Source organism: Streptomyces sp. NBC_01296 (assembly GCF_035984415.1).
Lineage (GTDB): Bacteria > Actinomycetota > Actinomycetes > Streptomycetales > Streptomycetaceae > Streptomyces.
Genome location: NZ_CP130720.1, coordinates 7,298,914 through 7,325,297, shown reverse-complemented (window position 1 = coordinate 7,325,297; position 26,384 = coordinate 7,298,914). Strand labels below are relative to the sequence as shown.

Here is a 26,384-nt window from a genome sequence, read left to right as displayed (position 1 = left end):
GTCACATGTCGGGCATCACGCCCGCACATCCGTCATACGATCACACGTTTACCGGCGTAGGCTGCGTGGCTCCTCCCGCCGACTCCGCCGACCTGGCGCCCTTGGCCACCGACGCCTCCCGGACCACTCGGGCCGCGGCCGCCTCCGGGGTGAGCGCGGCTTCCCGGTCCCGGCGGACCAGGGCCGCGTACCGGCCGTCCGCCTCCAGCAGCTCCTCGTGCGTACCGCGCTCGGCGATACGGCCCTTGTCCAGGACGACGATCTGATCGGCGTCGCGGACGGTGGAGAGCCGGTGCGCGATGGTGATCGTGGTGCGGCCCTGGGACAGGTTGTCGATGGCCCGCTGCACGGCGTGCTCGGTGCGGGTGTCGAGAGCACTGGTGGCCTCGTCGAGGATCAGCACCGGCGGGTCGCGCAGGATCGTGCGGGCGATGGCGAGGCGCTGCTTCTCGCCGCCCGAGAAGCGGTAGCCCCGCTCGCCGACCAGGGTGTCGTACCCGTCGGGCAGGGACTCGATGTGGTCGTGGATCTGGGCTGCGCGGGCGGCCTCGGCGATCTCCTCGTCCGTGGCGTCCGGCTTGGCGAAGCGGAGGTTGTCGGCCACCGAGGCGTGGAAGAGGTACGTCTCCTGGGAGACCACGCCGATGGAGCGGGCCAGCGAGTCGAAGTCGAGGTCGCGTACGTCCACGCCGTCGAGGGCGACCCGGCCGCCGGTCACGTCGTAGAGCCGGGGCACGAGGTAGCTCAGGGTGCTCTTGCCCGAGCCGGTCGGGCCGACCACGGCGAGCGAGCCGCCGGCCGGGACGGTGATGTCGATCCCCGCCAGCGTGGGGCCGTGCTTGGCGTCGTACGCGAAGTGCACGTCCTCCAGCCGGACCTCGCCCTTGGCCCGGTCCAGGCGTACCGCGTCCGTGCGCTCGGTGATGTCCACCGGCAGGTCGAGGTACTCGAAGATCCGGCCGAACAGGGCGAGCGAGGTCTGGATCTGCACGCCGGTCGACAGCAGGCTCACGGCGGGCCGGAACAGGCCCTGCTGGAGCGTGACGAAGGCGACGAGGGTGCCGACCGAGAGCGACGGGGCGCCCGACTGCAGGGCTATGCCGGCGGCCCAGTAGATGAGCGCGGGCATGGCGGCCATGACGATGCCGATGGTGGACATCCGCCAGCGCCCGGCCATGCTGGAGCGCACCTCGAGGCCGACGAGCTTCTCGGACTCGTCGGAGAAGGACCGGGTCAGCGAGTCGGCGCGGCCCATCGTGCGGCCGAGCAGGATGCCGCTCACCGACAAGGACTCGGTGACCGTGGCGGCCATGGCGGCCATCTGCTTCTGCCGCTGGAGCGTGATCCTCTTGCGCTCACGTCCGACCCGGCGGCTGATCCACACGAACACCGGCAGCAGGAGCAGCGAGACGAGGGTGAGCCGCCAGTCGAGCGCGAGCATCGCGACCACGGAGGCGATCACGGCCGTCAGGTTGGAGACGAGCGAGGTCGCGGTGGAGGTGACGGTGGCCTGCATGCCGCCGATGTCGTTGGCTATGCGGGACTGCACCTCGCCGGTCCGGGTGCGGGTGAAGAAGGCCAGCGGCATCCGCTGGAGCTGGGCGTACACGGCGGTGCGCAGATCGTGCATGACGCGCTGGCCGACGGTGGTGGAGATCAGGGTCTGGAGCACGCCGAACACGCTGGTGACGACGGCGGTGAGGATCATGCCGAGCGCGAGCAGGCTGAGCAGCCCGGTACGCCCCTCGGGGATCGCGACGTCCAGGATCTCCTTCAGCAGGAACGGCGAGGCCACTCCGACCAGCGAGGAGGCGCAGACGAGCAGCCCCACGACGGCGAGGCGGCCGCGGTAGGGGTGGAACAGGCCCACGATCCGGCGCAGCTCACGCGGCTGCTCCTCGGGGGCGGGGCGGTCGGGGTCGAGGGCTTCTTTCGATGGGGTCCACTTCGGTTCTTCGGGGCGCATGGGCCTCCTTCTGACGAGACTCGCATGAGCATAGCTCATTGTTACCTATACTCACAATGAATCTGGTCCTGGTACTGTTTCCCAGTATGAGCACCGCTTCCGAAACCGACAGCACAGACGGCGTCCTCGCCGAACAGCTGCTGCGGCTGACCCGCCGGCTGCACCGGATCCAGAAGCGCCACCTGGAACCGCTCGGCATCACCCCCGCCCAGAGCCGGCTGCTGCGCCTCGTCTCGCACTACGACGGCGACGAGCCGCCCCGGATGGCGGACCTCGCCGCCCGTCTGGAAGTCGTGCCCCGCGCCGTGACCACGCTTGTGGACGGCCTGGAGGCCGCCGAATGCGTGCGCCGCGCGCCCGACCCGGCGAACCGGCGCGTCATAAGGATCGAGCTCACCGACACGGGCCGCGCCACGCTGCGCCGGCTGCGCAACGCGCGAACCGACGCGGCAGAGGAGATCCTGGCTCCGTTGACCGCCGGGCAGCGCGAGGTGCTCGGCGGCCTGCTGAACGCTCTGACGGACGCCCCGATGGAGCGCCGCTGCTGAGAAGGCCGCTCCCGGGCCGGGAAACGCTCCCCGGGACTAGGCCGAACGAGTAGGCAAGGGGTCGCGCATGCCGCTGCTGGAACCGAGGCCCGGGGCCCTGCGCCCGCGCAGCATCAGCGGCCCGGCCCCCGACCGGGTCCCGGAGCACCACGCCGCCGGCACCCCGGAGCCGCTGCGCACCGAGCTGACGGAGCTGCTGGGCGCCGAGAAGGTGCTGTGGAAGGTGTCCGACCTCGTCCGCTACGCCTCCGACGCCTCGCCGTACCGGTTCGTGCCGCAGGTGGTGGTGATCGCCGAGGACATCGACGACGTCTCCGCTGTCCTCTCGTACGCCCACGGCCGCGGGCGCGAGGTCGTCTTCCGCGCCGCCGGGACCTCGCTGAACGGCCAGGCCCAGGGCGAGGACATCCTGGTCGACGTACGCCGCCACTGGGCCGGCATCGAGGTGCTGGAGGGCGGCCGCCGGGCCCGGATCCGGCCCGGCACCACCGTGGCGCGGGCCAATGCCGCACTCGCCCGGCACGGCCGCGTCCTCGGCCCCGACCCGGCGAGCGCCGTCGCCTGCACCCTCGGCGGAGTCGTCGCCAACAACGCGTCCGGCATGACCGCGGGGACCACGAGGAACTCCTACCGCACGCTCTCCTCCCTCACCTTCGTACTGCCCGGCGGCACCGTCGTGGACACCGCCGATCCGCTGGCGGACGAGGAGCTGGCGCGCGCGGAGCCGGCGCTGTGCCGCGGGCTGCTGGAGATCAAGCGGGAGATCGAGGCCGACCCGGAGCTCGTTGCCCGGATCCGGGCCAAGTACGAGATCAAGAACACCACCGGCTACCGCCTCGACGCGTACCTGGACGGCTCCACGCCCGTCGAGATCCTGCGCGGGCTGATGGTCGGCTCGGAGGGCACGCTGGGCTTCATCGCCGAGGTCGTCTTCGACACCGTGGCGCTGGACCGCGAGCTCATCAGCGCCCTGCTCTTCTTCCCCTCGCTGCCCGCGGCGGCCGCCGCCGTACCGCTGTTCAACGAGGCGGGCGCCCTCGCCGTGGAGGTGATGGACGGCAACACGCTGCGCGCCTCGGTGAGCGTCGAGGGCGTCCCCGCCGACTGGGCGGGGCTGCCGAAGGACACCACCGCCCTGCTGGTGGAGTTCCGCGCCCCCGACGAGGCGGTGCGCGCCGCGTACGAGCGGCGCGCGGCCGCGGTCCTCGCTCGGCTGGACCTGGTCGCGCCGGTGGCCTCGGTCACCAACGCCTTCACCCGGGACGCGAAGACGATCAACGGCTACTGGAAAGCCCGCAGGGCCTTCGTCACCGCCGTCGGCGGAGCCCGCGCCTGCGGCACCACCCTGATCACCGAGGACTTCGCGGTGCCGCCCTCCCGGCTGGCCGAGGCCTGCGAGGCGCTCCTCGCGCTCCAGGCGGAGCACGGTTTCGACGCGGCCGTCGCCGGCCACGCGGCCCACGGCAACCTGCACTTCCTGCTCGCCTTCGACGCCGCGAAGCCCGCCGACGTGGAGCGGTACGGGGCCTTCATGGAGGCGTTCTGCCGGCTGACGGTGGAGCGGTTCGACGGCTCGCTGAAGGCCGAGCACTCCACCGGCCGCAACATGGCCCCGTTCCTGGAGCTGGAGTGGGGGCCCCGGGCCACCGAGCTGATGTGGCGGACGAAGCGGGTGCTCGACCCGGACGGACTGCTCGCCCCGCGCATCCTCCTCGACCGCGACCCGCGAGCCCATCTGCGCGGGCTGAAGACGATTCCGCGGGTGGAGGCGGTGGCCGATCCGTGCATCGAGTGCGGTTTCTGCGAACCGACCTGCCCCAGCGGGGACCTGACGACCACGCCCCGGCAACGGATCGTGCTGCGCCGGGAGATGATGCGCCAGCAGCCGGGCTCCCGGGTGCTGGAGGGACTGCTCGAGGCCTACGGCTATGACGCCGTGGACACCTGCGCGGGTGATTCCACCTGCAAACTGGCCTGCCCCGTCGGCATCGACACGGGCGCCCTGATGCGGGACTTCCGCCACCGCCGGCACAGCCCGCGCGAGGAGCGGGCCGCGGCGCTCGCCGCGACGCGGTTCAAGACCGTGGAGGGCGCCGCCCGGCTGACCGTGGCCGCCGCCGACAAGATCACCCACCGGCTGGGGAGCGGGCTGCTGGAGGCGGTCACCGGGGCCGCGCGCAAGGCCGTCCGCCCCGACCTGGTTCCGGAGTGGCTGCCGCAGATCCCCGGGGCGGCCGCACGGCAGCTGCCCGGGACCCGGCGGGTGGGCGCGGCGGCCGTGTACTACCCGGCCTGTGTGAACCGGATCTTCGGCGGCCCCGCGGGCCGGCCCGGCCCGTCCCTGCCCGAGGCCGTGGTGGCGGTGTCGGAGCGGGCCGGGAAGCCGGTGTGGATCCCCGGTGACGTCGCGGGCACCTGCTGCGCGACGATCTGGCACTCCAAGGGCTACGACGCCGGGACTCGGGTGATGGCCAACCGGATCGTGGAGGCCGCCTGGGGCTGGACCGCCGGCGGGCGGCTGCCGCTGGTGGTCGACGCGTCCTCGTGCACGCTGGGCATCGCGCACGAGGTGGTCCCGTACCTGACGGACGACAACCGGGCGCTGCACGCGGAGCTGACGGTCGTCGACTCGGTCGTGTGGGCGGCGGACGAGCTGCTCCCGCACCTGGAGGTCCGGCGCAGGGTGGGCTCGGCGGTGCTCCATCCGACCTGCTCGATGAGGCACTTGGGCGACGAGGCGCAGCTGCGGGCCGTGTCCGAGGCGTGCGCGACGGAGGTGGTGGTTCCGGACGATGCGGGCTGCTGTGCCTTCGCGGGCGACCGGGGCATGCTGCATCCGGAGCTGACGGCCTCGGCGACGGAACGCGAGGCGGCGGAGGTGACGTCACGGACGTACGACGCGCATCTGTCGGCGAACCGGATGTGCGAGGTGGGCATGGACCGGGCCACCGGCCGCAGTTATTACTCGGCGCTGCTGGAACTGGAGCGGGCCACCCGTCCTTGACGTGGTGATACGCGGCCGGTCGGGCCGCAGGAGCGCCGCACATCCCGCCGCGTAAGGCCTTGGCCAACGCAAAATCGATTGCCCGTGACCGGTCCGGAAGGCGAACCTTGCACGGTTTGAACCCCTCGACCAGTCATGAGGCGTCATGCAGATCAGCGATCTTCCGTATCCGGATCCCGGGGTACCCGATTCTCGCTCCGGCCCGCGCTTCCTGGTGTGGCTGGGGCGGGGCCAACTCGGCGGGCAGGTCAGGAGCCTGTGCTGGGGACTGGTGCACTTCGGCGGCATCGCCGGCCTGCCGTACGCGGTGGGCCTGGGCGTCGACGCGGTCGTACGGGGCGACGGCACCGGGCTGCTGCTGGTCGGCGCGCTGCTGGCGCTGATCGGCGTCGCCATCTCGGTCGGCGACGCGATGCTCCACCGGACCGCCGTCACCAACTGGATCACGGCTGCCGCGCGGGTGCAGCAGCTGCTCGCCCGCAAGACCGCCGCGCTGGGCTCCGCCCTGACCCGGCGCGTCGCGGCGGGCGAAGTGGTCGCGGTCTCCACCGCGGACGTGGAGAAGATCGGCTGGTTCGTCGAGGCGGTCTCCCGCTTCCTCGCCGCCGCCTTCGCCGTCGTCGCCATCTGCGTCGGCCTGCTGTTCTACGCGCCGTCGATCGGCGTGGTCGTCGCGATCGGCGTCCCGGTGCTCGCCCTGTCCGTGCTGCCGCTGCTGCCGCGCGCCACCCAACGCGCCGACATCCAGCGCGAGAAGGCCGGCAAGGCCACCGAACTGGCCTCCGACACCGTGGCCGGCCTGCGGGTGCTGCGCGGCATCGGCGGCGAGGAACTGTTCCTCGGCCGCTACCGCGTGGCCTCGCAGGAGGTCCGCAACGCGGCCGTGCGCAGCGCCCGGATGTGGGCGCTGATCTCCGCGATCCAGGTGCTGCTGCCCGGCGCGCTGCTGCTCACGGTGGTCTGGTACGGCGCCGTGCTCGTACTGGACGGCCGGCTGGCGGTCGGTGAACTCGTGGCCGCCTTCAGTGCGGTGGCCACGATGCTCTACCCGTTGCGGCACTTCGAGGAGATCGCCATGGCGTACTCCTTCTCCCGGCCCTCCGCCGCGCGGGCGGCGCGGGTGCTGTCGCTGACGCGTACGGACGCCCCGGAGCCGGCGGCGCCGGATGCCGGGATCCCGCAGGCTCCGGCCCCCGGCGGGGACCTGTACGACCCCGCGACCGGACTGCTGGCCCCGGCGGGCCGGTTCACCGCCGTGGTCTGCGGGGATCCGGACCTCGCGGGCCGGCTCGCCGAGCGCCTCGGCGGCCATCCGGCGGACGACGGCCCGGCTGCCGAGCGGGTCTCGGTGCTGCTGGGCGGGGTCGCGCTGGACGAGCTGGCGCTGGATACCGCGCGCACGCTGGTCCTCGTCCAGGACAAGGATCCGGTGCTGCTGTCCGGCACGCTGCGCGAGCTGTTCGCCGTACCGGCGTCCGGAGCGGTCGAACCCGGGGCGGCGCTGGCCGCCGCCCAGTGCGGGGACGTCCTGGACGCGCTGCTGCAGTCGGCGCCGGACGGGGTGGAGGACCCGATGGACGCGCGGATCACCGAGCGTGGCCGGTCCCTCTCCGGCGGGCAGCGCCAGCGGCTCGCGCTGGCGCGGTCCCTGGCCACCGACCCGGAGGTGCTGGTGCTGGACGAGCCGACCTCGGCGGTCGACTCGCACACCGAGGCGCGGATCGCGGACGGGATCACCGCCCTGCGCGGCGGTCGCACGACGGTGGTACTGGCCTCCTCGCCGCTGCTCCTGGACCGCGCCGACCGGGTGGTCCTGATCCACGAGGGCGCGGTCGCCGCGACCGGTACGCACCGCGAACTGCTGCACGGCGAACCGCTCTACCGGGCGGTCGTCACCCGCGAGACGGACGAGGAGCAGCGGGTGGCCCGGATGGAACTGACCCGGCTGGAAGAAGCCCAGCTGGAAAAGGCACTGACAGAGATCGAGGAATCCGCATGATCGGCCTGGCGCCGCCGCAATACGATCCGGCGGCCCCCGCATCGGCCGCCACCCTGCCCGTGGGCACGACGGCGACCGTACGGGACTACGTGCGCGGCCTGCTGCGGCGGCACCGGCGGGCGTTCGTGGTGCTGGTGACGGTCAATGCGGTCGCGGTGATCGCCTCCATGGTCGGCCCGTACCTGCTGGGCCGGGTCGTGGACCAGCTGGCGGCAGGGGCGCGCGAGCTCCATCTGGGGCGCGTGGCCCTGCTGTTCGCGCTGGCCCTCGTGGTCCAGACGTTCTTCGTCCGGCTGGTCCGGCTGCGCGGCGCGATGCTCGGCGAGGAGATGCTGGCCGATCTGCGCGAGGACTTCCTCGTGCGGTCCGTGGGCCTGCCGCCGGGTGTGCTGGAGCGGGCCGGCACCGGTGATCTGCTGTCGCGGATCACCACCGACATCGACCGGCTGGCCAACGCGATGCGCGAGGCCGTTCCGCAGCTGGCGACCGGCGTGGTCTGGGTCGCTCTGCTCTTCGGGGCGCTCACGGTGACGGCGCCGCCGCTGGCCCTGGCCGCGCTGGTGGCGCTGCCGGTGCTGGTGATCGGCTGCCGCTGGTACTTCAAGCGGGCTCCCTCGGCGTACCGGTCGGAGGCGGCCGGGTACGCGGCGGTCGCGGCCGCGCTCACCGAGACCGTGGACGCGGGGCGCACGGTCGAGGCGCACCGCCTCGGGCCGGGCCGGATCGCGCTGTCGGAGCGGCGGATCAAGGAGTGGACGGCGTGGGAGCGGTACACGCTGTTCCTGCGGACCGTCCTCTTCCCGGTCGTCAACGTCACCTTCGTGACGATCCTCGGCTCCGTGCTGATGATCGGCGGTTACTGCGTGCTGCAGGGCTGGATGTCGGTGGGGCAGCTGACCACGGGCGCGCTGCTGGCCCAGATGATGGTCGACCCGATCGGCCTGATCCTGCGCTGGTACGACGAGCTGCAGGTCGCCCAGGTCTCGCTCGCCCGCCTGGTGGGCGTACGGGAGATCGAGCCGGACGCGGGCGACGCGGCCGTCTCCCCGGCGGGGCGGGACGTCCGGGCCGACGAGGTGCGCTTCGGCTACCGGGAGGGTGTGGACGTGCTGCACCAGGTGTCCATGTCCGTGCCGCCGGGCACCCGGATGGCGCTGGTCGGTCCCTCGGGGGCGGGCAAGTCCACGCTGGGCCGGCTGCTGGCGGGCATCTACGCGCCGCGGACCGGGGAGGTGACCCTGGGCGGGGCGCAGCTGTCGCGGATGCCCGCGGAGCGGGTGCGCGAGCAGGTGGCGCTGGTCAACCAGGAGCACCACGTGTTCGTGGGCTCGCTGCGGGACAACCTCCGGCTGGCACGCACCGAGGCGGCCGACGCCGACCTGTGGGCGGCTCTGGACGCGGTGGACGCGGACGGCTGGGCCCGGGCACTGGAGAGCGGTCTGGACACCGAGGTGGGTTCGGGCGGCACGGCGCTGACCCCGGCGCAGGCGCAGCAGATCGCGCTGGCCCGGCTGGTGCTGGCGGACCCGCACACGCTGGTCCTGGACGAGGCCACCTCGCTGCTGGACCCGCGGGCCGCACGGAACCTGGAGCGTTCGCTGGCCCGGGTGCTCGACGGCCGTACGGTGATCGCGATCGCCCACCGGCTGCACACCGCGCACGACGCGGACGTGATCGCGGTGGTCGAGGGCGGCCGGATCAGCGAACTGGGCTCGCACGACGAGCTGGTCGCGGCGGACGGCGCGTACGCGGCCCTGTGGCGCTCCTGGCACGGCTGACCCGGCCCGCGCCGGCATTCGTACGAGGCCCCGCTCCCCCCGCTGCTGCGCAAGGGGGCGGGGTCTTTGCGTGCCGGACGGCCCCCTAGATGAAGCCGAGGGCGGAGGCTCCGCCTATGCCGCCGAGCAGCATGAACACGGGCATGAGGACCTTGAGCTCCACCCAGCTGCCGGCCCGGAAGCGCAGGCCCTTGGGCGGGCCTATGGGGTACCAGCGCTTCCCGGCGATCGGCAGGGGCCACAGGATGGGGCAGCCGGAGACGGTCAGGGCGTCGCCGATGTCGTGGACCAGGGCGCCGAGCAGGATCGGCAGGCCGAGCCAGAGGTATTCCTGGCCGGGGCCGGTGAACAGCCATCCGGCGCCGTTGCCGGGCTGGTCGAGGACACCGGCCAGGATCCAGGCGCTGGTGGCGCCGAGCAGCCAGACGAGGACGTCGCTGGACATCCGGGCGGCCCGCCACAGCAGGCCCTCGACGGCCAGGACCAGGTGGACGAAGAGCAGGACCAGCACGCCCCAGCGGTCCGTGGTGACCGCCAGCGCGGAGGAGCCGCCGCCGATCATGACGGCCCACAGCCAGGTGTGCGTCAGGGTGCGGTGACCGCCGGTGCGGCGGGCGTCCTTCGGGGCGCGGGTGGCCTTGTAGACGGCGTAGGAGATCTTGTCGACCACCTCGCACAGGCCCCGGGAGAGCGGGCCGAAGGCGCGCGAGATCGTCGCCGACTTGTGGTCCAGGTCGGGGGCGAGGGCGGCACCGGCGCAGATGAGCGCGCCGACGACGAGGACCGGCCAGGGCATCGGGTGCCCGGCGGCCGCGGCTGCCGCTCCCACCCCCAGCCAGGCTGCCGCCCCGGACAGTGAGTGCGCCGGACCCATCATGGTCGTTCCCCGCCCCAGTCGTGTGGTGGTCGGGCCCTGTTGACGGTTTCGTTCGGGCCCGGTCAACGGCACAGCGTACCGGCGGTGATCTTCGCTGCATCCGCCGGTTCCCTCTTCCGGCGGGAAGCCAGGCAAGATGGGGGGTGTGACCCTCATTGATCAGCTCCCGCCGAACGCCGACCCCGACGCCCTCTTCGAGGCTTTCTCCTCGTGGGCGGAGGATCAGGGCATCACCCTGTATCCGGCTCAGGAGGAGGCGCTGATCGAGGTCGTCTCCGGGGCGAACGTGATCTTGTCCACCCCGACCGGCTCCGGCAAGAGCCTCGTCGCGGCGGGCGCGCACTTCACCGCTCTCGCCCAGGACAAGGTGACCTTCTACACCGCCCCGATCAAGGCGCTGGTGTCGGAGAAGTTCTTCGACCTGTGCAAGCTCTTCGGCACCGAGAACGTCGGCATGCTGACCGGCGACGCCTCCGTGAACGCGGACGCGCCGGTGATCTGCTGCACCGCCGAGGTGCTGGCCTCCATCGCCCTGCGCGACGGCAAGTTCGCCGACATCGGCCAGGTCGTCATGGACGAGTTCCACTTCTATGCCGAGCCGGACCGCGGCTGGGCGTGGCAGATCCCGCTGCTGGAGCTCCCGCAGGCGCAGTTCGTCCTGATGTCGGCGACCCTCGGCGACGTGAAGCGGTTCGAGGAGGACCTGACCCGGCGCACCGGCCGGCCGACCTCGGTGGTCCGCTCCGCGAGCCGGCCCGTCCCGCTGTCGTACGAGTACGTCACCACGCCGATCACCGACACGATCACCGAGCTGCTGGAGACCCGGCAGGCCCCGGTCTACATCGTGCACTTCACGCAGGCCCAGGCGGTCGAGCGGGCGCAGTCGCTGATGAGCATCAACATGTGCACCCGCGAGGAGAAGGACAAGATCGCCGACCTGATCGGCAACTTCCGCTTCACCACCAAGTTCGGCCAGAACCTCTCCCGCTACGTCCGGCACGGCATCGGCGTCCACCACGCGGGCATGCTGCCCAAGTACCGGCGCCTGGTCGAGAAGCTGGCCCAGGCCGGCCTGCTGAAGGTCATCTGCGGTACCGACACCCTCGGCGTCGGCGTCAACGTGCCCATCCGCACGGTGCTGTTCACCGCGCTCACCAAGTACGACGGCAACCGGGTCCGCACGCTGCGCGCCCGCGAGTTCCACCAGATCGCCGGCCGCGCCGGCCGGGCAGGCTTCGACACGGCGGGCTATGTGGTCGCCCAGGCGCCCGAGCACGTCATCGAGAACGAGAAGGCCCTCGCGAAGGCCGGCGACGATCCGAAGAAGCGCCGCAAGGTGGTGCGCAAGAAGGCTCCCGAGGGCTTCGTCGCCTGGTCGGACACCACCTTCGAGAAGCTCATCGCCGCCGACCCGGAGCCGCTCACCTCCCGGTTCAAGGTCACCAACATCATGCTGCTGTCGGTCATCGCCCGTCCGGGCGATGCCTTCCAGGCGATGCGCCACCTCCTCGAGGACAACCACGAGCCGCGCAAGGCCCAGCTGCGGCACATCCGCCGGGCCATCGCGATCTACCGCTCGCTGCTGGACGGCGGCGTGGTCGAGAAGCTCGACACCCCGGACGCGGAGGGCCGCACCATCCGGCTCACCGTCGACCTCCAGCAGGACTTCGCGCTCAACCAGCCGCTGTCCACCTTCGCGCTGGCCTCCTTCGACCTGCTGGACCCCGAGTCCCCTTCCTACGCGCTGGACATGGTCTCCGTCGTCGAGTCCACGCTGGACGACCCGCGCCAGATCCTGGCCGCCCAGCAGAACAAGGAGCGCGGCATCGCCGTGGGCGCGATGAAGGCGGACGGGATCGAGTACGAGGAGCGGATGGAGCGTCTCCAGGACGTCACCTATCCCAAGCCGCTCGAAGAGCTCCTCTTCCACGCCTACGACGTGTACCGCAAGAGCCACCCGTGGGTCGGCGACCACCCGGTCTCCCCGAAGTCGATCATCCGCGACATGTACGAGCGCGCGATGACCTTCACCGAGTTCACCTCCTTCTACGAGCTCGCCCGCACCGAGGGCATCGTGCTGCGCTACCTGGCGAGCGCGTACAAGGCGCTGGACCACACCATCCCCGACGACCTCAAGTCCGAGGACCTCCAGGACCTCATCGCCTGGCTGGGCGAGCTCGTCCGCCAGGTCGACTCCAGCCTGCTCGACGAGTGGGAGCAGCTGGCGAACCCGGAGGTGGAGACGGCGGAGCAGGCTCAGGAGAAGGCCGACCAGGTCAAGCCGGTCACCGCGAACGCCCGCGCCTTCCGCGTCCTGGTCCGCAACGCCATGTTCCGCCGTGTGGAGCTCGCCGCGCTGGACCACGTCGACCAGCTGGGCGAGCTGGACGGCGAGGCCGGCTGGGACGCCGACGCCTGGGGCGAGGCCATGGACGCGTACTGGGACGAGTACGACGACCTGGGCACCGGCCCCGACGCCCGCGGCCCGAAGCTGCTCCAGATCGAGGAGGACCCGGCGCACGGCCTGTGGCGCGTCCGCCAGACCTTCGCGGACCCGAACGGTGACCATGGCTGGGGCATCAGCGCCGAGGTCGACCTCGCGGCCTCCGACGAGGAGAGCCGGGCGATCATCCGGCTGACCTCGGTCGGTGAGCTCGGCGCGCCCTGACCGACCCGCACCAGCGACCCGACCCGCCCGAGCAGCCGGCCCCGCCGGAACCGCCGGACCCGACAGTGGAGAACCTCTGATGACGAATCCCGCCGAGAGACTCGTCGATCTGCTCGACCTGGAGCAGATCGAGGTCAACATCTTCCGCGGCGCCAGCCCGCAGGAATCCCTCCAGCGGGTCTTCGGCGGGCAGGTCGCCGGCCAGGCCCTGGTGGCCGCCGGCCGCACCACCGAGAGCGACCGCCCGGTCCACTCGCTGCACTCGTACTTCCTGCGCCCGGGCATCCCCGGGGTGCCGATCGTGTACCAGGTGGAGCGGGTGCGCGACGGGCGGTCCTTCACCACGCGCCGCGTCACCGCGGTCCAGCAGGGCAAGACGATCTTCAACCTCACCGCCTCCTTCCATCATCCGGAGGAGGGCAGCATCGAGCACCAGCTGCCTCCCCGCCTCGACTTCCCCCACCCGGACACGCTCCCGAAGGTCGCGGACGAGATCCGCGAGCACTTGGGTGCGCTGCCCGAGGCGCTGGAGCGGATGGCCCGCCGCCAGCCGTTCGACATCCGGTACACGGACCGGCTCCGCTGGACTCCCGAGGAGCTCAAGGACGCCGATCCGCGCAGCGCGGTGTGGATGCGCGCCGTCGGCCCGCTGGGCGACGACCCGCTGGTGCACACCTGCGCCCTCACCTACGCCAGCGACATGACCCTCCTCGACGCCGTGCGCATCCCCGTGGAACCCCTGTGGGGCATGCGCGGGTTCGACATGGCCTCGCTGGACCATGCCATGTGGTTCCACCGGCCGTTCCGCGCGGACGAGTGGTTCCTGTACGACCAGGAGTCGCCGATCGCGCACGGCGGCCGGGGCCTTGCCCGTGGCCGCATCTACGACCTGGAGGGCAGGCTGCTGGTCTCCGTGGTCCAGGAAGGCCTCTTCCGCCCGTACGCCGAGAACGCGGCCAAGCCGCCCGTGTCCCCCCAGTAGTCCGCCCCGTCCACGAAGAGCTGAGCCCACCCATGCCCACCCCGGCCCTCCCCTGCCCCTGCGGGCTGCCCGCCGCCTACCCGGAGTGCTGCGGCCGCTTCCACTCCGGTGCGCAGCAGGCGCCCACCGCCGAGCTGCTGATGCGCTCCCGCTTCACTGCGTTCGCCGTCGGCGACACCGCCTATCTGCTGCGCTCCTGGCACTCGAGCACCCGGCCCGCCGGCCTCGATCTGGATCCCGACCAACGCTGGGAGCGCCTCGAGATCCTCGCCGCCGAGCGCGGTGGGATGTTCGAGACGGAGGGTTCGGTGGAGTTCCGGGCGTACTACCGCGAGGGCCGGCACGCCGGTTCCCTGCACGAGCACAGCGCTTTCGCACGCGAGGCCGGGGCCTGGGTCTACGTCGGCCCCCTTTCCCCCGTCGACTTCGACTGACCGCGCGCCCCGGTCAGCGCGAAGTCCAGGCTGGTGCGGTACCAGTGGATCTCGTCCGGCGGCTCCGCCCGTAACAGCCGGAGCGCCACGGCCGCCGCGGCGGGGATCTGCGGGTGCCCGTACGGCGGGGGCGGGGCGAGCGCGGCGAGCACGATCCGCTCCGCCTGATCCGGCACGACCTCCCGCAGCTCGTCCTCCGGGAGCAGGGAGGCCAGGACCGCAGCACGCTCCCAGGGGTCGGCGGTTCGTCTCAGCAGCAACCCCACATGCCGCCCCCGCCACTTCCGCGGCCGCAGATCCGCCTTGGCCCCCATCAGCTCCCGGTCCGCCGGGGGCGCGCTCCCGCGCAGCATCCCCGCTTCCCGGGCGGCGAACTCCCGCAGCTCCGCCGCCAGATAGAGCCACACCACCATCCGGTAGCGGTTGATCCGGTAGCCGACGGGGGTGATGTGCCCGCAGCGCGCGAGCCGGGTGAACCGGCCGGGGCTGATCCCCAGCACCCCGCCCGCGGCCTCGGCTCCGGTCACGGTCTCGACCCGCTCGCGCAGCGCGCCCGGGAACCCGTCCGCCGACCGGATCCGGTCCAGCTCCGCCCGCGTGTAGCGCGCGGCTCCGCCCCCCGGCGCCGGCGGTCCTGCGCGCACGATGCCCAGCTGCACGGCCCGGGCGAACTCGGTCCGGGTCAGCCCCAGTTCCCCGGCGGCCCGGGCACCGCCCACCCCTGTGTCCGGCAGCGGGTCCGCCCGTACCACCGCCGGCCCGTACGCCCGTACTTCCGGCAGGGCCGGCGCCCCTGCATCCGGCAGCACGCGCCCCGACTTCGTCGCGACCTTCATGACGGCCTCCCCCACGAGTGATGATTACCCTGTGTGAAGACCGTAACTCAGCGCTACGACACCCCGCGAGGCCTGTGGATAACTCCGGGAAGCCCGGGAGGCCCGGGAGGCCCGGGAGGCCCGGGAGGCATCAGCCCCCGGTGATCCGCCGCTCCGCCACTCCCAGGTGCTCTCCCACCCGGTTGACCAGCAGCGTCATCTCGTACGCGACCTGACCGATGTCGGCCTCGGCGGCGCTGAGCACGCACAGCGAACTCCCCGCGCCCGCCGCCATGACGAACAGGACGCCGTCGTCGTACTCGACCATCGTCTGCCGTACCTCGCCGGCCCGGAAGTGCCGGCCCGACCCCTTCGCCAGGCTCTGCAGCCCCGCCGCCACCGCGGCCAGGTGTTCCGCGTCCTCCCGCGCCAGCCCCGCGCTCGCGCCCGTCACCAGGCCGTCGTTGGACAGCACCACCGCATGCCTGACCTGCTGGACCCTGCGCGTCAGGTCGTCGAGCAGCCAGTCCAGCTGCTTGTCCAGTGCCATTTCGAGCCCCTCCCCGTCGACGCCGCCGGCATGGCCGCGCCCCACCCCTCGTGGTAAGTGCACGCCAGCCTTCCCCACCAGCGCCTTTCGGGCAAGGAGGATGTGCCCATGGCGAAGAAGATGACTCAAGAGGAATGGCGGGCATTCGTCTCGTACGGGACCCGCACCGGCAAGCTGTCCACCGTCCGCGAGGACGGCAGTCCGCACATCGCACCCATCTGGTTCGTTCTCGACGGCGATTCCTTCGTGTTCAACACCGGCAAGGGCACGGTCAAGGGCCGCAACCTGCTCCGCGACGGACGGGTCGTGCTCTGCGTGGACGACGACCGTCCGCCGTTCTCCTACGTAGTCCTCCAGGGGCGCGCCGAAATCAGCGAGGACCTGGAGGAGATGCTCCCCTGGGCGACGCGGATCAGCGCCCGCTACATGGGCGAGGAGAGCGCCGAGGCCTTCGGCCGCCGCAACGCCGTCCCCGGCGAACTCCTCGTCCGCGTCACCATCGACAAGGTGATCTCCGTTGCCGGCGTGACCCACTGAGGCGAGCGCCGCCCCACCCGCCGCAGGCCCGCCTCACACGGAATCGGCCTGCGGCTCCACCGATTCGAGCAGCCGGGCGGTGTGCACCCGCCCGGCGTACTCGACGAGCCTGATCAGCACTTCCTTCCCCGAGTCCTTGTCCCGCGCATCGCACAGCACCACCGGCGTTCCCGACTCCAGGTCCAGTGCCCGCGAGACCTCGTGCGCCCCGTACCGCCGCGCGTCCGTGAAGCAGTTGACGGCCACCACGAACGGAATGCGCCGGTGCTCGAAGTAGTCCACCGCAGGAAAGCAGTCCTCCAGCCGGCGGGTGTCCGCCAGCACCACGGCACCCAGGGCGCCCTGCGACAACTCGTCCCACAGGAACCAGAACCGGTCCTGCCCCGGCGTCCCGAACAGGTAGAGCGACAACCCGGAGCGGATGGTGATCCGCCCGAAGTCCATGGCCACGGTCGTGGTCGTCTTCTGGGCGACCCCGCCCGTGTCGTCGACCAGTTCGCCCGCCTCGCTGAGCAGTTCCTCCGTCCGCAGCGGCCTGATCTCGCTGACCGCGCCGACCAGCGTGGTCTTGCCGACCCCGAACCCGCCCGCCACGAGTATCTTCAGCGCGAGCGCGGCCAGTTCCGCGTCGGCCTCCGGATCCAGGTCCGGTTCGGGCACCGGGGCCGGTCCGCCGGGTCCGTCGTGGTGTTGTCCCATCACAGCGCTCGCAATCCCTCGATGACTTCACGCAGAATCCGCTCGTCCGGCAGCAGGGCGGGCGGCACCGGCCGACTGACCTTGACGTGCCCGCCCTCCAGCAGGTCCCCGAGCAGCACCCGCACCACGCCCACGGGCAGGTCCGCGTCCGCGGCGAGTTCCGCCACCGACTGGGTCTCGGACCGGCAGAGCCCGAGCAGTGCCCGGTGTTCGGGGCCCAGCAGCGACTCGGCCGCCGCGTCCCTGCCCGCAGCGCCCTCGTTGTCCATGACGACCAGCGCGATCAAGTCGAACCGGACCCCGTGCGGACCCGGCTTCGTACGCCCGCCGGTCATGGCGTACGGACGGACGAGCGGGCCCGCGTCGGCGTCGTACCACTGGCCGTTCATGTACCGGACCGCCGCTCTCAGCCTGCGGCCGGCGGCCGCGCCGCGAACCGGGGCGGGGTGTACAGGTGCTCCCCGACCCGCTTCACGAGCCGGGCCATCTCGTAGGCGATCAGCCCGATGTCGGCGCTCGCCGCGCTGAGGACGGCAAGGCAGGAGCCGTCCCCTGCTGCCGCGACGAACAGGAACCCCTCGTCCATCTCCACCATCGTCTGGCGTACGCCCCCGACGTGGAAATGCCGGCCCGCGCCCTTCGCCAGACTGTGGAATCCGGAGGCCACGGCGGCCAGGTGCTCCGCGTCCTCCCGGCTGAGCGCGCTGGACGCGCCCACCGCCAGGCCGTCATTGGACAGGACCACGGCATGCCGGACCTCGCGGACCCGGACCACCAGGTCGTCCAGCAGCCAGTCCAGTTCGCCGGACCTGCGGACGCCGTCGAGATCGAATCTCTGGTGCTCGATCATCACACTTCTCCTTCTCTGCCTGCGTGGGCGGAGTTCTCCTGGGCCCCGCGGACCCAGCCGGCCCGGTAGGCCGCCATCCGGTCCCGGGCCTGCTCCGGGCTGCGCCCCGGCGGCTCCTCGGCCGGGCGCGCCCCGGCCGGGGCCTTCGGGGCGGGGGTCTCGCGCAGCTGCGGGACCAGGCTGGCCTGGCGTACGCGGCGCGGCAGTTCGGTGACCGAGGCCTCGGGCACGGAGGCTGAGCCTGCGGCGAGCCGCGGGGCAGGCGCAGGTGCCGGTGCCGGTGCCGGTGCCGGATCCTGCGCCGCCGCCGGAGCCGGTGCGGCCTGCGTACGGGCGGCCGCGCCCCCGGGACCCCGCGGCCGCAGCGAGGCCACCGGGGCCGGGCGCGGCTCCTCCCGTATGGGGCTGCGGTCCGGGCTCGGGATGCCGCGACCGTCCTCCCGTACCGCCGGGCGGCGGGCGTCGTCCCGTACGACGGTCATCGCGGGCGGCTGCGGTGCCGGCTCTCCCCGTCCCTCCGGGGCCTCGGCGAGCGGGTCCCGGTCCGGGGCCGCCGCCGGCGCGGAGCCCGTCTCGATCGCGCCCTGGAGCAGGGAGTTCGGCAGGAGCACCACGGCGGTGGTGCCCCCGTACGGTGAGGTGCGCAGGTGCACCCGCACACCGTGCCGGGCCGAGAGCCGGCTGACCACGAACAGCCCGAGCCGGTCGCTGTCGAACAGGTCGAGGGCTTCGGACTGTTCGATGCGCCGGTTGGCCTCGTGGAGGGTCTCGCGGCCCATGCCGAGCCCTCGGTCCTCGACCTCCAGGACGTATCCGGCGCCGACGGGCTCCCCGCTGACGCGGACCTTGGTGTGGGGCGGGGAGAACTGGGTGGCGTTCTCGATGAGTTCGGCGAGCAGGTGCGTGAGGTCGGCTACGGCGCCGCCTATCACGGCGGCCTCCGCCAGCTGGCGGACCTCGACGCGCGGGTAGTCCTCGATCTCGGAGACGGCGGCCCGTACGACGTTCGTCAGCGGGACCGGCATGCGCCAGGCGCGGCCGGGAGCGGCGCCCGACAGGATGATCAGGCTCTCGGCGTGCCGGCGCATCCGCGTCGTGAGGTGGTCGAGGCGGAACAGGTCGCCGAGTTCGCCGGGGTCGTCGGCGCGCCGCTCCATCGAGTCGAGCAGGGTGAGCTGCTTGTGCACCAGGACCTGGCTGCGGCGGGCGAGGTTGACGAAGACGCCGCTCACCCCGCTGGCGAGCTCCGCCCGCTCGACGGCTGCGCTGAGGGCCGCCCGGTGGACGGTGGCCAGCGCCTCGCCGACCTGGGTGATCTCGTCGTCGGCGGGCGGCCCGGGCGGGGCCTCGGCGTCGACGTCGAGGTCCTGGCCGGCCCGCAGCCGGTCCATGGCGTGCGGGAGCTTGCGGTGGGCGATCTCCAGGGCGGTGTTGCGCAGCGAGACGAGTTCCACGACGAGGGCGCGGCCGATGCGCACGGAGATGACGAGGGAGGCGGCGACGGCGGCGAGGCCCAGCAGTACGGCGGCTCCGGCGGGGCTGAGCCCGGCCTGGGCGAGGGGGTCGGTGCGGTCGGCGGCTGCGGCGTGCGCGGCGGTCCCGATCTCGCGCATGGAAGTGCTGATGCTCGTGTACGCGGCGTCCCAGCCGGCCGGCACACCGCGGGCCGCGTCCTTGGCCGAGCCGGTGGCCGCGTCCTTGGCCGACGCAGTGGCCGCGTCCTTGGCCGACCCGGTGGTCGCGCCCGTGGCCGGCCCCGCGGCGACCAGCCGGTCCTCGGCGGCGGTCAGCTCGGCGTGGGCGGCGCTCTTGGTCACCGACTGCCAGGCGGCCTGCTGGGCGGCGGGCAGGTCGTCGGCGGAGCTCGCGGTGAGGGCGCGGCGGGTCTCGATGACGCCGGTGAGACGCCGAAGCGTTTCGGCGGTGCGCGGGCCGGGCGCGGCGATCAGTGCGTCCTCACGGGACAGGAGTTCCCCGGCGCGGGCGAATTCGAGCAGGACGCGGGCATCGGGGCCGAGTTCGGCATTCCGGCCGCCGGAGAGGGAGCCGTCGACGGAGAGGGCGCTGTCGACCACGCGGGTGTACGTCTCGTACGCCGCGTCCGGGGTCGCACGGCGGTCCGCGACGTCCTTGCGGGTGGAGCCGAGTCCCTCCGCCGCGGCCACGAAGGCCCCGACCCGGACGACGACTTCGGTGCGGTAGTCGCCGGACTCGGCCACCGTGTGCCGGTCGCCGAGCCGCAGCCGCGCGACCGCGGCGTCGGTGCGCCGCGACTGCTGTTCCAGGGCGGCGCCCTGGTCGGCGGCGGGGTCGGCCAGGTAGCGGACGGCAGCGCGCCGCTCGGCCTGGAGCTCGGTGACGGCGGCCGCGACGGGGGTGCGTATCTGCTCGTCGACCCGCTGGACCCGGGTGAGCCGGGCGATGTCCTGGGCGGTGCTGACGGTCGCGAAGCCCCAGAGGGCGAGCAGTGAGACGACGGGGACCATCAGGAGCGACACGATCTTCGCGCGGACGGTGGCGGGGCGCAGCCGCAGCCGGCGGGACCCGCCGTCGGCCGCAGCGCCCGGGCCGGGACGACCGGTCTGCCGGTCCTGCCGCGCCGCCGGTTCCTCGGCGGGCGGTCCGGCATGGGCCCGGCGGCCGCGCGCCGGGGGCGCGGGCAGCTGCGGCGCCGCTGCTTCCGGTGGTCTGCGGGGTGTGCGCATGGGCTCCTCGTTCGGGGTGCGGTCCAGCGGGGTCGAGTCGGGGAGTCGGCCGGGTGGGGAGTCGGCCGGTAGGGAGCCGGGCCGGGCCGGCGGGCCGATCAGGCCGAGGTCAGCGGTTCAGCGGGCCGGGCGGCGGAGGCCGAGGCCGAGGCCGAGGCGGCACGCTCGTCCGCGGTCGGGGAGAGCGCGACGAACGCGGAGGTGATGAAGAGGTACGAGCCGAGCCCGACGGCGAGCGGGAAGATGAACTGCATCGCGGTGGCGCCCGGCAGGGCCTGGTCCGAGGGGACGACGCGGACGGCGACCGCCATCATCCCGGTGTAGTGCATGCTGCTGACGGCGGCGCCCATGACGAGCGAGGCGACGGCCACGGCGGCCGGCGCCTTGATGTTGAGCGCGGCCCACAGCGCGGCGGTGGCCGCGACGACGGCGATGGCGACCGAGAGCCCGACCGTGAGCGGGTCGTACGAGATGCTGCCGTGCAGGCGCAGGGCGGCCATGCCGAGGTAGTGCATGCTGGCGACGCCGAGGCCGGTGGTGAGCCCGCCGAGGACCAGGGCGCGGCCGCGGTCCCTGCCGTAGCCGACGGCGAAGACGCCGGCGCCGACGACGACCATGGCGACGAGCAGGCTGAGGATGGTCAGCGGCACGTTGTAGTGGATCTCGGTGCCGGTGACGTTGAAGCCGAGCATCGCGACGAAGTGCATCGTCCAGATGCCGGTGCCGATGGCGGAGGCCGCGGTGAGGAGCCAGTTGCGGCGGGAGGATCCGGTCGTCGCGGCGAGTGCGCGGACGGTACAGCGCAGCCCGAGGGCGGCGCCGATGGACGCCATCACATATGACAGTACGGGTGTCAGCCAGCCATAGGCCGCGTGGTCGAGGTGTCCCATGGCCCCGGGACGCTAGTCCGGGTGAGGGCACGAACAAGGGGCGCATTTCGAAAGCAGCTGGAACTGCTGGAATATGACAGAGCTACGTTCGTCTTCGATCACGCCACGTGCCACCTTGCGCACGCACCGCACGCACCGCACGCACCGGATGCACTGCACACGCAGCTCGCACCGCTGACACCCCGGGCACGAGCCCGTGGGGGATCATGTCCACATGAGCGAAGACCACACGCACGTGCAGGAGTTCTTCGGGGCACGCGCCGCCGACTGGGACCGGAAGTTCCCGGATGACGGGCCCGCGTTCACGACCGCCGTGGCCGAGTTCGGCCTGCGCCCCGGGGACCGCGTGCTCGACGCGGGCTGCGGAACCGGGCGTGCGCTGCCGGCGCTGCGCGCCGCCGTCGGCCCGGCCGGCACGGTGCTCGGCGCGGACCTCACCCCGCAGATGCTGGCCGCCGCGCGGCAGGCCGGGCGGGGTGCGCAGGGCACGCTGCTGCTCGCGGACGTGGCCCGGCTGCCGCTGCGTGACGGGGTGCTCGACGCCGTCTTCGCCGCCGGGCTGATCGCGCACCTTCCCGACCCGGAGGCGAACCTGCGGGAGCTCGCCCGCGTCGTGCGCCCCGGCGGCGGGCTCGCCCTGTTTCACCCGATCGGGCGAGCGGCCCTCGCCGCGCGGCAGGGACGCGAGCTGACGCCGGACGACCAGCGGGCCGAGCACAACCTCGGCCCGCTGCTGGCCGGTTCGGGCTGGGACATGACCTCGTACGCCGACGAGGACGCCCGCTTCCTGGCGCTCGCGGTGCGCCGTGCCTGACCCGCACACCCCTCACACACGTTCTTACGTCGGCACCTCGCCCGGGGTCCGGGCAGGTGCCCCGGATCACGCCGGAGGCTGGGCCTCGGCTCCGGCCGGCCGGCGGGGATGAGGGACGGGGCATCCCCCCGAGCCGGGCACGGGAAACGTGCCGAGCTCGCCCACGTCGTAGCCGTGGGGGTACCCCTTGATCTCCGGGTTCTGGCGGGCGTAGTGCGGGGCCTTGCGCGGCGGCAGCAGCCGGACGGCGCGGCCGCGCAGCTTCAGGGCGCCCCGGAACAGCGCCTTGACCTGGGGGCGGGGGCTCTCGTAGCGGAAGGCGGACAGCAGCGGCTCGTCGAGGAGGGAGAGGCTGAGCGCGCGCACCGCGGGGGCGAGCGGCGCCGGGTACCAGGAGGCCATCAGGCCGATGGTGGAGTCGGCGACCTTGCGGCCGCCCTCGTCCCAGCCGAAGTGTGCCTCCTCGTAGGCGTTCAGGGTCTCCTCGAACTCCTCGTAGGAGCCCGGGATGTCCGTGATGCCCATGTGTCGGCCGAGTTCGGCGTAGTAGTTCGCGCTGGCCCGGCGCTCGTGGTGGGTCATCGGGCGCCAGCCGTACGCGTCCAGCCAGCGCGCCGGAATCACCACGAAAGTACACAGGACGTAGCGCATGTCCTCGTTGGCGATGTCGTAGACGCGGTGCATCTGGTTGACGCGGCGGATCGCGGTGCGCGCCGTCTCGCTCTCGAATCCGTGCTCCACGACGGCGTCGAGGAGCAGCGCGGTGTCGTCGTAGCGTTTCTGCGGGCGGTCGGTGAACTCGGCGGTCTCGGCCAGCAGGCGGCCGATGCCGGGCACGGCGTAGGTGCGGAAGAGCGCGAGCTCCAGCGCGCGGGTGAAGTCCCAGGGGAACTCGTAGGTGGCGGTGAGCCGGTAGATGGTGAGGAAGTCCTTGTCGGGGTCGAGACGGAGGATCTCCCTCAGCCGGTCGTAACGCTGCACCGAGTGTCCCTTTCTGTGGCGGGGACCCAACTCTACGTGCAGGTGGCGGGCTTGGAAATCGTCGCCCGCAGGCTCTCGACGCGGGGGTTACCCGCTGGTTAGGGTGCGCCGACGAGAGAGCGACCGGGAGGCCACGTGTCCGACGAGGAGGAGGGCGGTTCGCTCTATGTGCTGACCGCCGTGCTGCTGACCCCTGCGCAGTTCCCGAGCATCCTGGGCGACGATTTCCCGGAGGCCTGCGCGCTGCTGGGCGTGAAGCCGGTGGCGCGGGGGTACGGGCTGGTGCTCGGCCAGGACGAGGAGGGTGCGCGCTGGACCGTCGTCGTGGACGACGTCTCGCTCGTGGCCATGGCGATCGCCTCCTGGGACTGCGGCATGGAGTACGACCTGTCGCCGGACGAGCGGACGATCGTGGTCTCGCTGGCGGGCTGGCCGCTGGACCTGTCGGTGGCGACGCCGGGGATCCCGGATCCGCACGATCCGGAGCAGGGCGCCGACGGCACCGGGCGGGTGCCGCTGGCGCCGCCGTCCGCCGAGGCGTGGGGTCCGGTGCAGCGGCGCATGGGCGCGGACCAGATCGCTCGGGAGTGGTCCGACTGGCGCGAGCGCGTCGCGACGGACGGTGGGGCGGCGGCCGCGGCGCACCCCGGGCTCGCGCGGGCGCTCGAGGAGGCCGTGGAGTACACGCAGAGCCCGCCGCCGCCCGGGCGGGTGCGGTCCTCGTTCGCGGGCGAGGGGGCGCGGACCCTGCGCGTGGACGGGCCCGGGTGGTCGCTGGTGGCCCGGACCGACGACGCGGCCTTCGTACTGCTGGACGAGGAGGCGGGCGAGGTGCTCGCGGTCCCCCGCGACGGAGATCCCGATCTCGCTCTGCCGAAACTGCCGGAGCTGCTGGCGGCGCTGGACCGCATCGCCGTACGCCCGGTCTGAACCCGAGGGAGACGCTGTGCTGGTGGAGTCGGAGCCGGTGGCCGTGGTGGTGGGCGGCCGCGCGGAGGTCGTCGACGACGACTGGGGGCGGGAGACGGCCGTGATCCGCCTGGACGCCGGGCGGTTCGGCCCGGAGGCCCTGTACGGGCTGGCGGAGTTCTCGCACCTCGAGGTCGTCTACCACTTCGACCGCGTCCCGGTGGAGAAGGTCGAGACGGGCGCGCGGCACCCCCGGGGCAACCCGGACTGGCCGCTGGTCGGCATCTTCGCGCAGCGCGGCAAGAACAGGCCGAACCGGCTGGGTGTCTCCCGCTGCCGGATCCTGAAGGTGGACGGCCTGGACGTTCACGTGGAGGGCCTGGACGCGGTGGACGGCACCCCGGTGCTCGACCTGAAGCCGTACCTGGCCGAATTCGGCCCGCGCGGAGATGTGCGCCAGCCGGAGTGGGCGACGACCCTGATGCGCGACTACTACTGACCGCGCCCGCTCAGCGGCCGAGCTGCTTTCTGGACATACCCCGCAGACGACGCCGCTGGGAGGAGTCCAGCAGCAGATAGGCGGCCGCCGGCACCCCGATCAGGACCAGCAGCCCTGCCCAGAACCCGACCGTCCAGAACAACACGATGGCTGCCGCGACTCCGGCAACCGCGACCTTGCCGCGCTTGGACATCTGCGGACACCTCCAGCTGTCGTCGACCACTACCCCCTCAACGCACCACCGCGCCGCCGCGTTCCCGCCCCGCTCCGGACGAAGACGCCGTACGCCTCCCGGCCGGGGCCGCCACGGGCCCGGCCGCCCCGGCCGGGGCCTCCGGCCCGGGCCGCCCGGCAGGGCCTGGCGGCGTTTCGGCACGGCCTGGCCGACCTGCTGCTTGTCGCGGGCCGGAGTCGGGACGACGATGGGGGCGCTCCGGGGACCGCGGCACCACGGGAGGGTGACATGGACGATCCGTCGGTGGCGCTGCCGGGCGGGGCCGATCCCGCCGAGCGCACGCGCGTGCTGCGGCGGGCGCACACCGCGTTCACGCAGGACGGGCTGGTCGAGGCTCCGGTCCGGGCGGTGATCGCGAATTCCTGGCGGCGGTGCAACCGGGCCAGGGTCGGCCCTGAGTGCACCCCCCGGGTGGAGCTGGCGGAGGCGGAGCTGCGGTCGTACCGTGCGCAGCACCCGCTGGCCCGGGTGATGCCGGTGTTCCGGGACCTCGTGGGGGCCTTCGCGGCGCACGGGGCCCATCTGCTGGCCGTGTGCGACGCCCGGGGCAGCCTGCTGTGGGTGGAGGGCGAGGCGGCCACGCTGCGCCGGGCGGAGGGGCTCGGCTTCGTGCCGGGCGCGCGCTGGGCCGAGACCGCGATGGGGACCAACGCACCGGGTACGGCGGTCGCCGTCGGGGAGCCGGTCCAGGTCTTCGGGGCCGAGCACTTCAGCCGTCAGGTCCACCCCTGGACGTGTGCGGCGGCCCCGGTGCGCGACCCCCGTACCGGCCGGCTGCTCGGCGCGGTGGACATCACCGGCGGCGACGGCCTGGCCCATCCGCACTCCCTCGCCTTCGTGCAGGCGGTGGCCCGGGCCGCTGAGGCCCAGCTGGCGCTGCTGGACCCGTTCCCGCAGACAGCCGGGGACACCTTCGGCGCCCTCGGCCGGGACGAGGCACTGCTGGTCGGCGGTGACGGCGCGAGGATCCGGCTGGGCCGGCGGCACAGCGAGATCATGGCGCTCCTCGCGCACCACCCCGAGGGGCTGTCGGGCGAGGAGCTGGCGATCGCGCTGTACGAGGACGAGTCGGTGTCACCGGTGACCCTGCGCGCCGAAATGTCAAGGCTGCGCGGGCTGTTGGGGGCCCGAGCCCCGCTCTCGCGGCCCTACCGCACGGCGGCGCCGCTGGAGGCGGACTTCACCGTGGTGACCCGCCACCTGGCGGCCGGCGCCGTGTCGGCGGCGCTCCACCACTACGCGGGCCCGCTGCTCCCCGGCTCGACCGCACCGGGCATCGTCCGGCTGCGGCGCCGGATCGAGGACCAGGCCCGGGCCGCCGTGATCGCCCGGGCGGACACGGGGCTGCTGACGGACTGGGTGTGCGCCCCGTGGGGCGCGGACGATCCGGCGGCGTGGCGGGCGCTGGCCGCGACGCTGCCGCCGGAGGGACGCCCGGCGGCGCTGGCCCGCGTACGGTCCCTCGACAGCGAACTCGGCACCGGGGGACCCGGCCCCGCCACCGCACCCGCACCCGCACCCGCACCCGGCGCCGAACCACCCCCCGCCCGGCGGGAGTCGGCGCGGCCGAGCCGTGCAACGTATCCGCAACCTGCCCGCTCCTAGCCTCCTCCCGAGCGCTGTCCGACGGCGGCCGGCGCCCGG

The 26,384-nt window shown here is 73.1% G+C and carries 23 protein-coding genes; 12 read left to right on the top strand and 11 right to left on the bottom strand.

Features of this window, described 5'->3' with window-relative positions:
- Positions 1–40: 40 nt before the first annotated feature.
- Positions 41–1,966 carry an ABC transporter ATP-binding protein gene (locus OG299_RS33385; RefSeq protein ID WP_327363490.1) on the bottom strand — a complete coding sequence of 642 codons (1,926 nt, stop codon included), beginning with the start codon at positions 1,964–1,966 and terminating at the stop codon, positions 41–43.
- A gap of 86 nt (positions 1,967–2,052) precedes the next feature.
- Between OG299_RS33385 and OG299_RS33380 the strand changes: the two genes are divergently transcribed.
- The 4 genes from OG299_RS33380 to OG299_RS33365 all read left to right on the top strand — a co-directional run bounded on the left by OG299_RS33380 (position 2,053) and on the right by OG299_RS33365 (position 9,295).
- Entirely contained in the window at positions 2,053–2,514 is a 462-nt protein-coding gene (locus OG299_RS33380) for a MarR family winged helix-turn-helix transcriptional regulator (protein WP_266631687.1), read from the top strand.
- A 67-nt stretch (positions 2,515–2,581) separates the two neighbouring features.
- On the top strand, positions 2,582–5,518 hold the full coding sequence (locus tag OG299_RS33375; RefSeq protein WP_327363489.1) for an FAD-binding and (Fe-S)-binding domain-containing protein: 2,937 nt from the start codon (positions 2,582–2,584) through the stop codon (positions 5,516–5,518).
- Between the two features lie 145 nt (positions 5,519–5,663).
- Positions 5,664–7,517, top strand: a complete 1,854-nt coding sequence (locus tag OG299_RS33370) for an ABC transporter transmembrane domain-containing protein (RefSeq protein WP_327363488.1) — start codon at positions 5,664–5,666, stop codon at positions 7,515–7,517.
- Positions 7,514–9,295, top strand: coding sequence for an ABC transporter ATP-binding protein (locus tag OG299_RS33365; RefSeq protein WP_327363487.1), 1,782 nt, complete (start codon positions 7,514–7,516; stop codon positions 9,293–9,295). The genes OG299_RS33370 and OG299_RS33365 overlap by 4 nt, the downstream gene beginning before the upstream one ends.
- 85 nt (positions 9,296–9,380) lie before the next feature.
- Here OG299_RS33365 and OG299_RS33360 read toward each other — a convergent pair whose 3' ends face one another.
- A complete protein-coding gene (locus OG299_RS33360; protein WP_266631679.1) occupies positions 9,381–10,172 on the bottom strand; it encodes a metal-dependent hydrolase in 792 nt (263 codons plus the stop codon).
- 145 nt (positions 10,173–10,317) lie between these two features.
- On the opposite strand from OG299_RS33360, the gene OG299_RS33355 reads away from it, so the two are divergent.
- The 3 genes from OG299_RS33355 to OG299_RS33345 all read left to right on the top strand — a co-directional run bounded on the left by OG299_RS33355 (position 10,318) and on the right by OG299_RS33345 (position 14,256).
- Positions 10,318–12,840: a DEAD/DEAH box helicase gene (locus OG299_RS33355; RefSeq protein ID WP_327363486.1), complete on the top strand. Its 2,523-nt coding sequence runs from the start codon at positions 10,318–10,320 to the stop codon at positions 12,838–12,840.
- A 79-nt stretch (positions 12,841–12,919) separates the two neighbouring features.
- The gene (locus OG299_RS33350; RefSeq protein ID WP_266631675.1) at positions 12,920–13,822 is read left to right on the top strand and encodes an acyl-CoA thioesterase; all 903 of its coding nucleotides are present in this window, start codon (positions 12,920–12,922) and stop codon (positions 13,820–13,822) included.
- Between the two features lie 32 nt (positions 13,823–13,854).
- Entirely contained in the window at positions 13,855–14,256 is a 402-nt protein-coding gene (locus OG299_RS33345) for a YchJ family protein (protein ID WP_266631673.1), read from the top strand.
- On the opposite strand, the gene OG299_RS33340 is transcribed toward OG299_RS33345, so the two are convergent.
- Positions 14,220–15,092, bottom strand: coding sequence for a DUF6397 family protein (locus tag OG299_RS33340; RefSeq protein ID WP_327363485.1), 873 nt, complete (start codon positions 15,090–15,092; stop codon positions 14,220–14,222). The genes OG299_RS33345 and OG299_RS33340 overlap by 37 nt on opposite strands.
- A 130-nt stretch (positions 15,093–15,222) precedes the next feature.
- A complete protein-coding gene (locus tag OG299_RS33335) occupies positions 15,223–15,621 on the bottom strand; it encodes a roadblock/LC7 domain-containing protein (RefSeq protein ID WP_030296771.1) in 399 nt (132 codons plus the stop codon).
- Positions 15,622–15,729: 108 nt separating this feature from the next.
- Between OG299_RS33335 and OG299_RS33330 the strand changes: the two genes are divergently transcribed.
- Positions 15,730–16,158 carry a PPOX class F420-dependent oxidoreductase gene (locus OG299_RS33330; RefSeq protein WP_327363484.1) on the top strand — a complete coding sequence of 143 codons (429 nt, stop codon included), beginning with the start codon at positions 15,730–15,732 and terminating at the stop codon, positions 16,156–16,158.
- A 33-nt stretch (positions 16,159–16,191) separates the two neighbouring features.
- Here OG299_RS33330 and OG299_RS33325 read toward each other — a convergent pair whose 3' ends face one another.
- The 5 genes from OG299_RS33325 to OG299_RS33305 all read right to left on the bottom strand — a co-directional run bounded on the left by OG299_RS33325 (position 16,192) and on the right by OG299_RS33305 (position 21,302).
- Complete coding sequence (locus tag OG299_RS33325) at positions 16,192–16,857, bottom strand: GTP-binding protein (protein WP_266631666.1); 666 nt, start codon at positions 16,855–16,857, stop codon at positions 16,192–16,194.
- Positions 16,857–17,246 (bottom strand): DUF742 domain-containing protein, encoded by a 390-nt coding sequence (locus OG299_RS33320; RefSeq protein ID WP_266631664.1) that lies wholly within the window; start codon positions 17,244–17,246, stop codon positions 16,857–16,859. Before OG299_RS33320 ends, OG299_RS33325 begins: the two co-directional genes overlap by 1 nt.
- Before the next feature lie 17 nt (positions 17,247–17,263).
- Positions 17,264–17,707 (bottom strand): roadblock/LC7 domain-containing protein, encoded by a 444-nt coding sequence (locus OG299_RS33315; RefSeq protein WP_266631662.1) that lies wholly within the window; start codon positions 17,705–17,707, stop codon positions 17,264–17,266.
- Complete coding sequence (locus OG299_RS33310; RefSeq protein ID WP_327363483.1) at positions 17,707–20,412, bottom strand: sensor histidine kinase; 2,706 nt, start codon at positions 20,410–20,412, stop codon at positions 17,707–17,709. Before OG299_RS33310 ends, OG299_RS33315 begins: the two co-directional genes overlap by 1 nt.
- Positions 20,413–20,510: 98 nt before the next feature.
- Entirely contained in the window at positions 20,511–21,302 is a 792-nt protein-coding gene (locus OG299_RS33305) for an MHYT domain-containing protein (protein WP_266631658.1), read from the bottom strand.
- Positions 21,303–21,516: 214 nt separating this feature from the next.
- Between OG299_RS33305 and OG299_RS33300 the strand changes: the two genes are divergently transcribed.
- A complete protein-coding gene (locus tag OG299_RS33300; RefSeq protein ID WP_266631656.1) occupies positions 21,517–22,116 on the top strand; it encodes a class I SAM-dependent methyltransferase in 600 nt (199 codons plus the stop codon).
- A gap of 66 nt (positions 22,117–22,182) precedes the next feature.
- Here OG299_RS33300 and OG299_RS33295 read toward each other — a convergent pair whose 3' ends face one another.
- Entirely contained in the window at positions 22,183–23,097 is a 915-nt protein-coding gene (locus tag OG299_RS33295; RefSeq protein WP_266631654.1) for an oxygenase MpaB family protein, read from the bottom strand.
- A gap of 135 nt (positions 23,098–23,232) precedes the next feature.
- Between OG299_RS33295 and OG299_RS33290 the strand changes: the two genes are divergently transcribed.
- Together OG299_RS33290 and OG299_RS33285 are read left to right on the top strand one after the other, a co-directional pair.
- A complete protein-coding gene (locus OG299_RS33290; protein ID WP_266631652.1) occupies positions 23,233–24,027 on the top strand; it encodes a hypothetical protein in 795 nt (264 codons plus the stop codon).
- A gap of 22 nt (positions 24,028–24,049) precedes the next feature.
- The gene (locus tag OG299_RS33285; protein ID WP_327364639.1) at positions 24,050–24,505 is read left to right on the top strand and encodes an SAM-dependent methyltransferase; all 456 of its coding nucleotides are present in this window, start codon (positions 24,050–24,052) and stop codon (positions 24,503–24,505) included.
- A gap of 10 nt (positions 24,506–24,515) precedes the next feature.
- Here the strand turns inward: OG299_RS33285 and OG299_RS33280 are convergent, their stop codons facing one another.
- On the bottom strand, positions 24,516–24,698 hold the full coding sequence (locus OG299_RS33280; RefSeq protein WP_099895952.1) for a tail-anchor membrane protein: 183 nt from the start codon (positions 24,696–24,698) through the stop codon (positions 24,516–24,518).
- A 270-nt stretch (positions 24,699–24,968) separates the two neighbouring features.
- Here OG299_RS33280 and OG299_RS33275 point away from each other — a divergent pair, with 270 nt between their 5' ends.
- A complete protein-coding gene (locus OG299_RS33275; protein WP_327363482.1) occupies positions 24,969–26,345 on the top strand; it encodes a GAF domain-containing protein in 1,377 nt (458 codons plus the stop codon).
- Positions 26,346–26,384 lie beyond the last annotated feature (39 nt).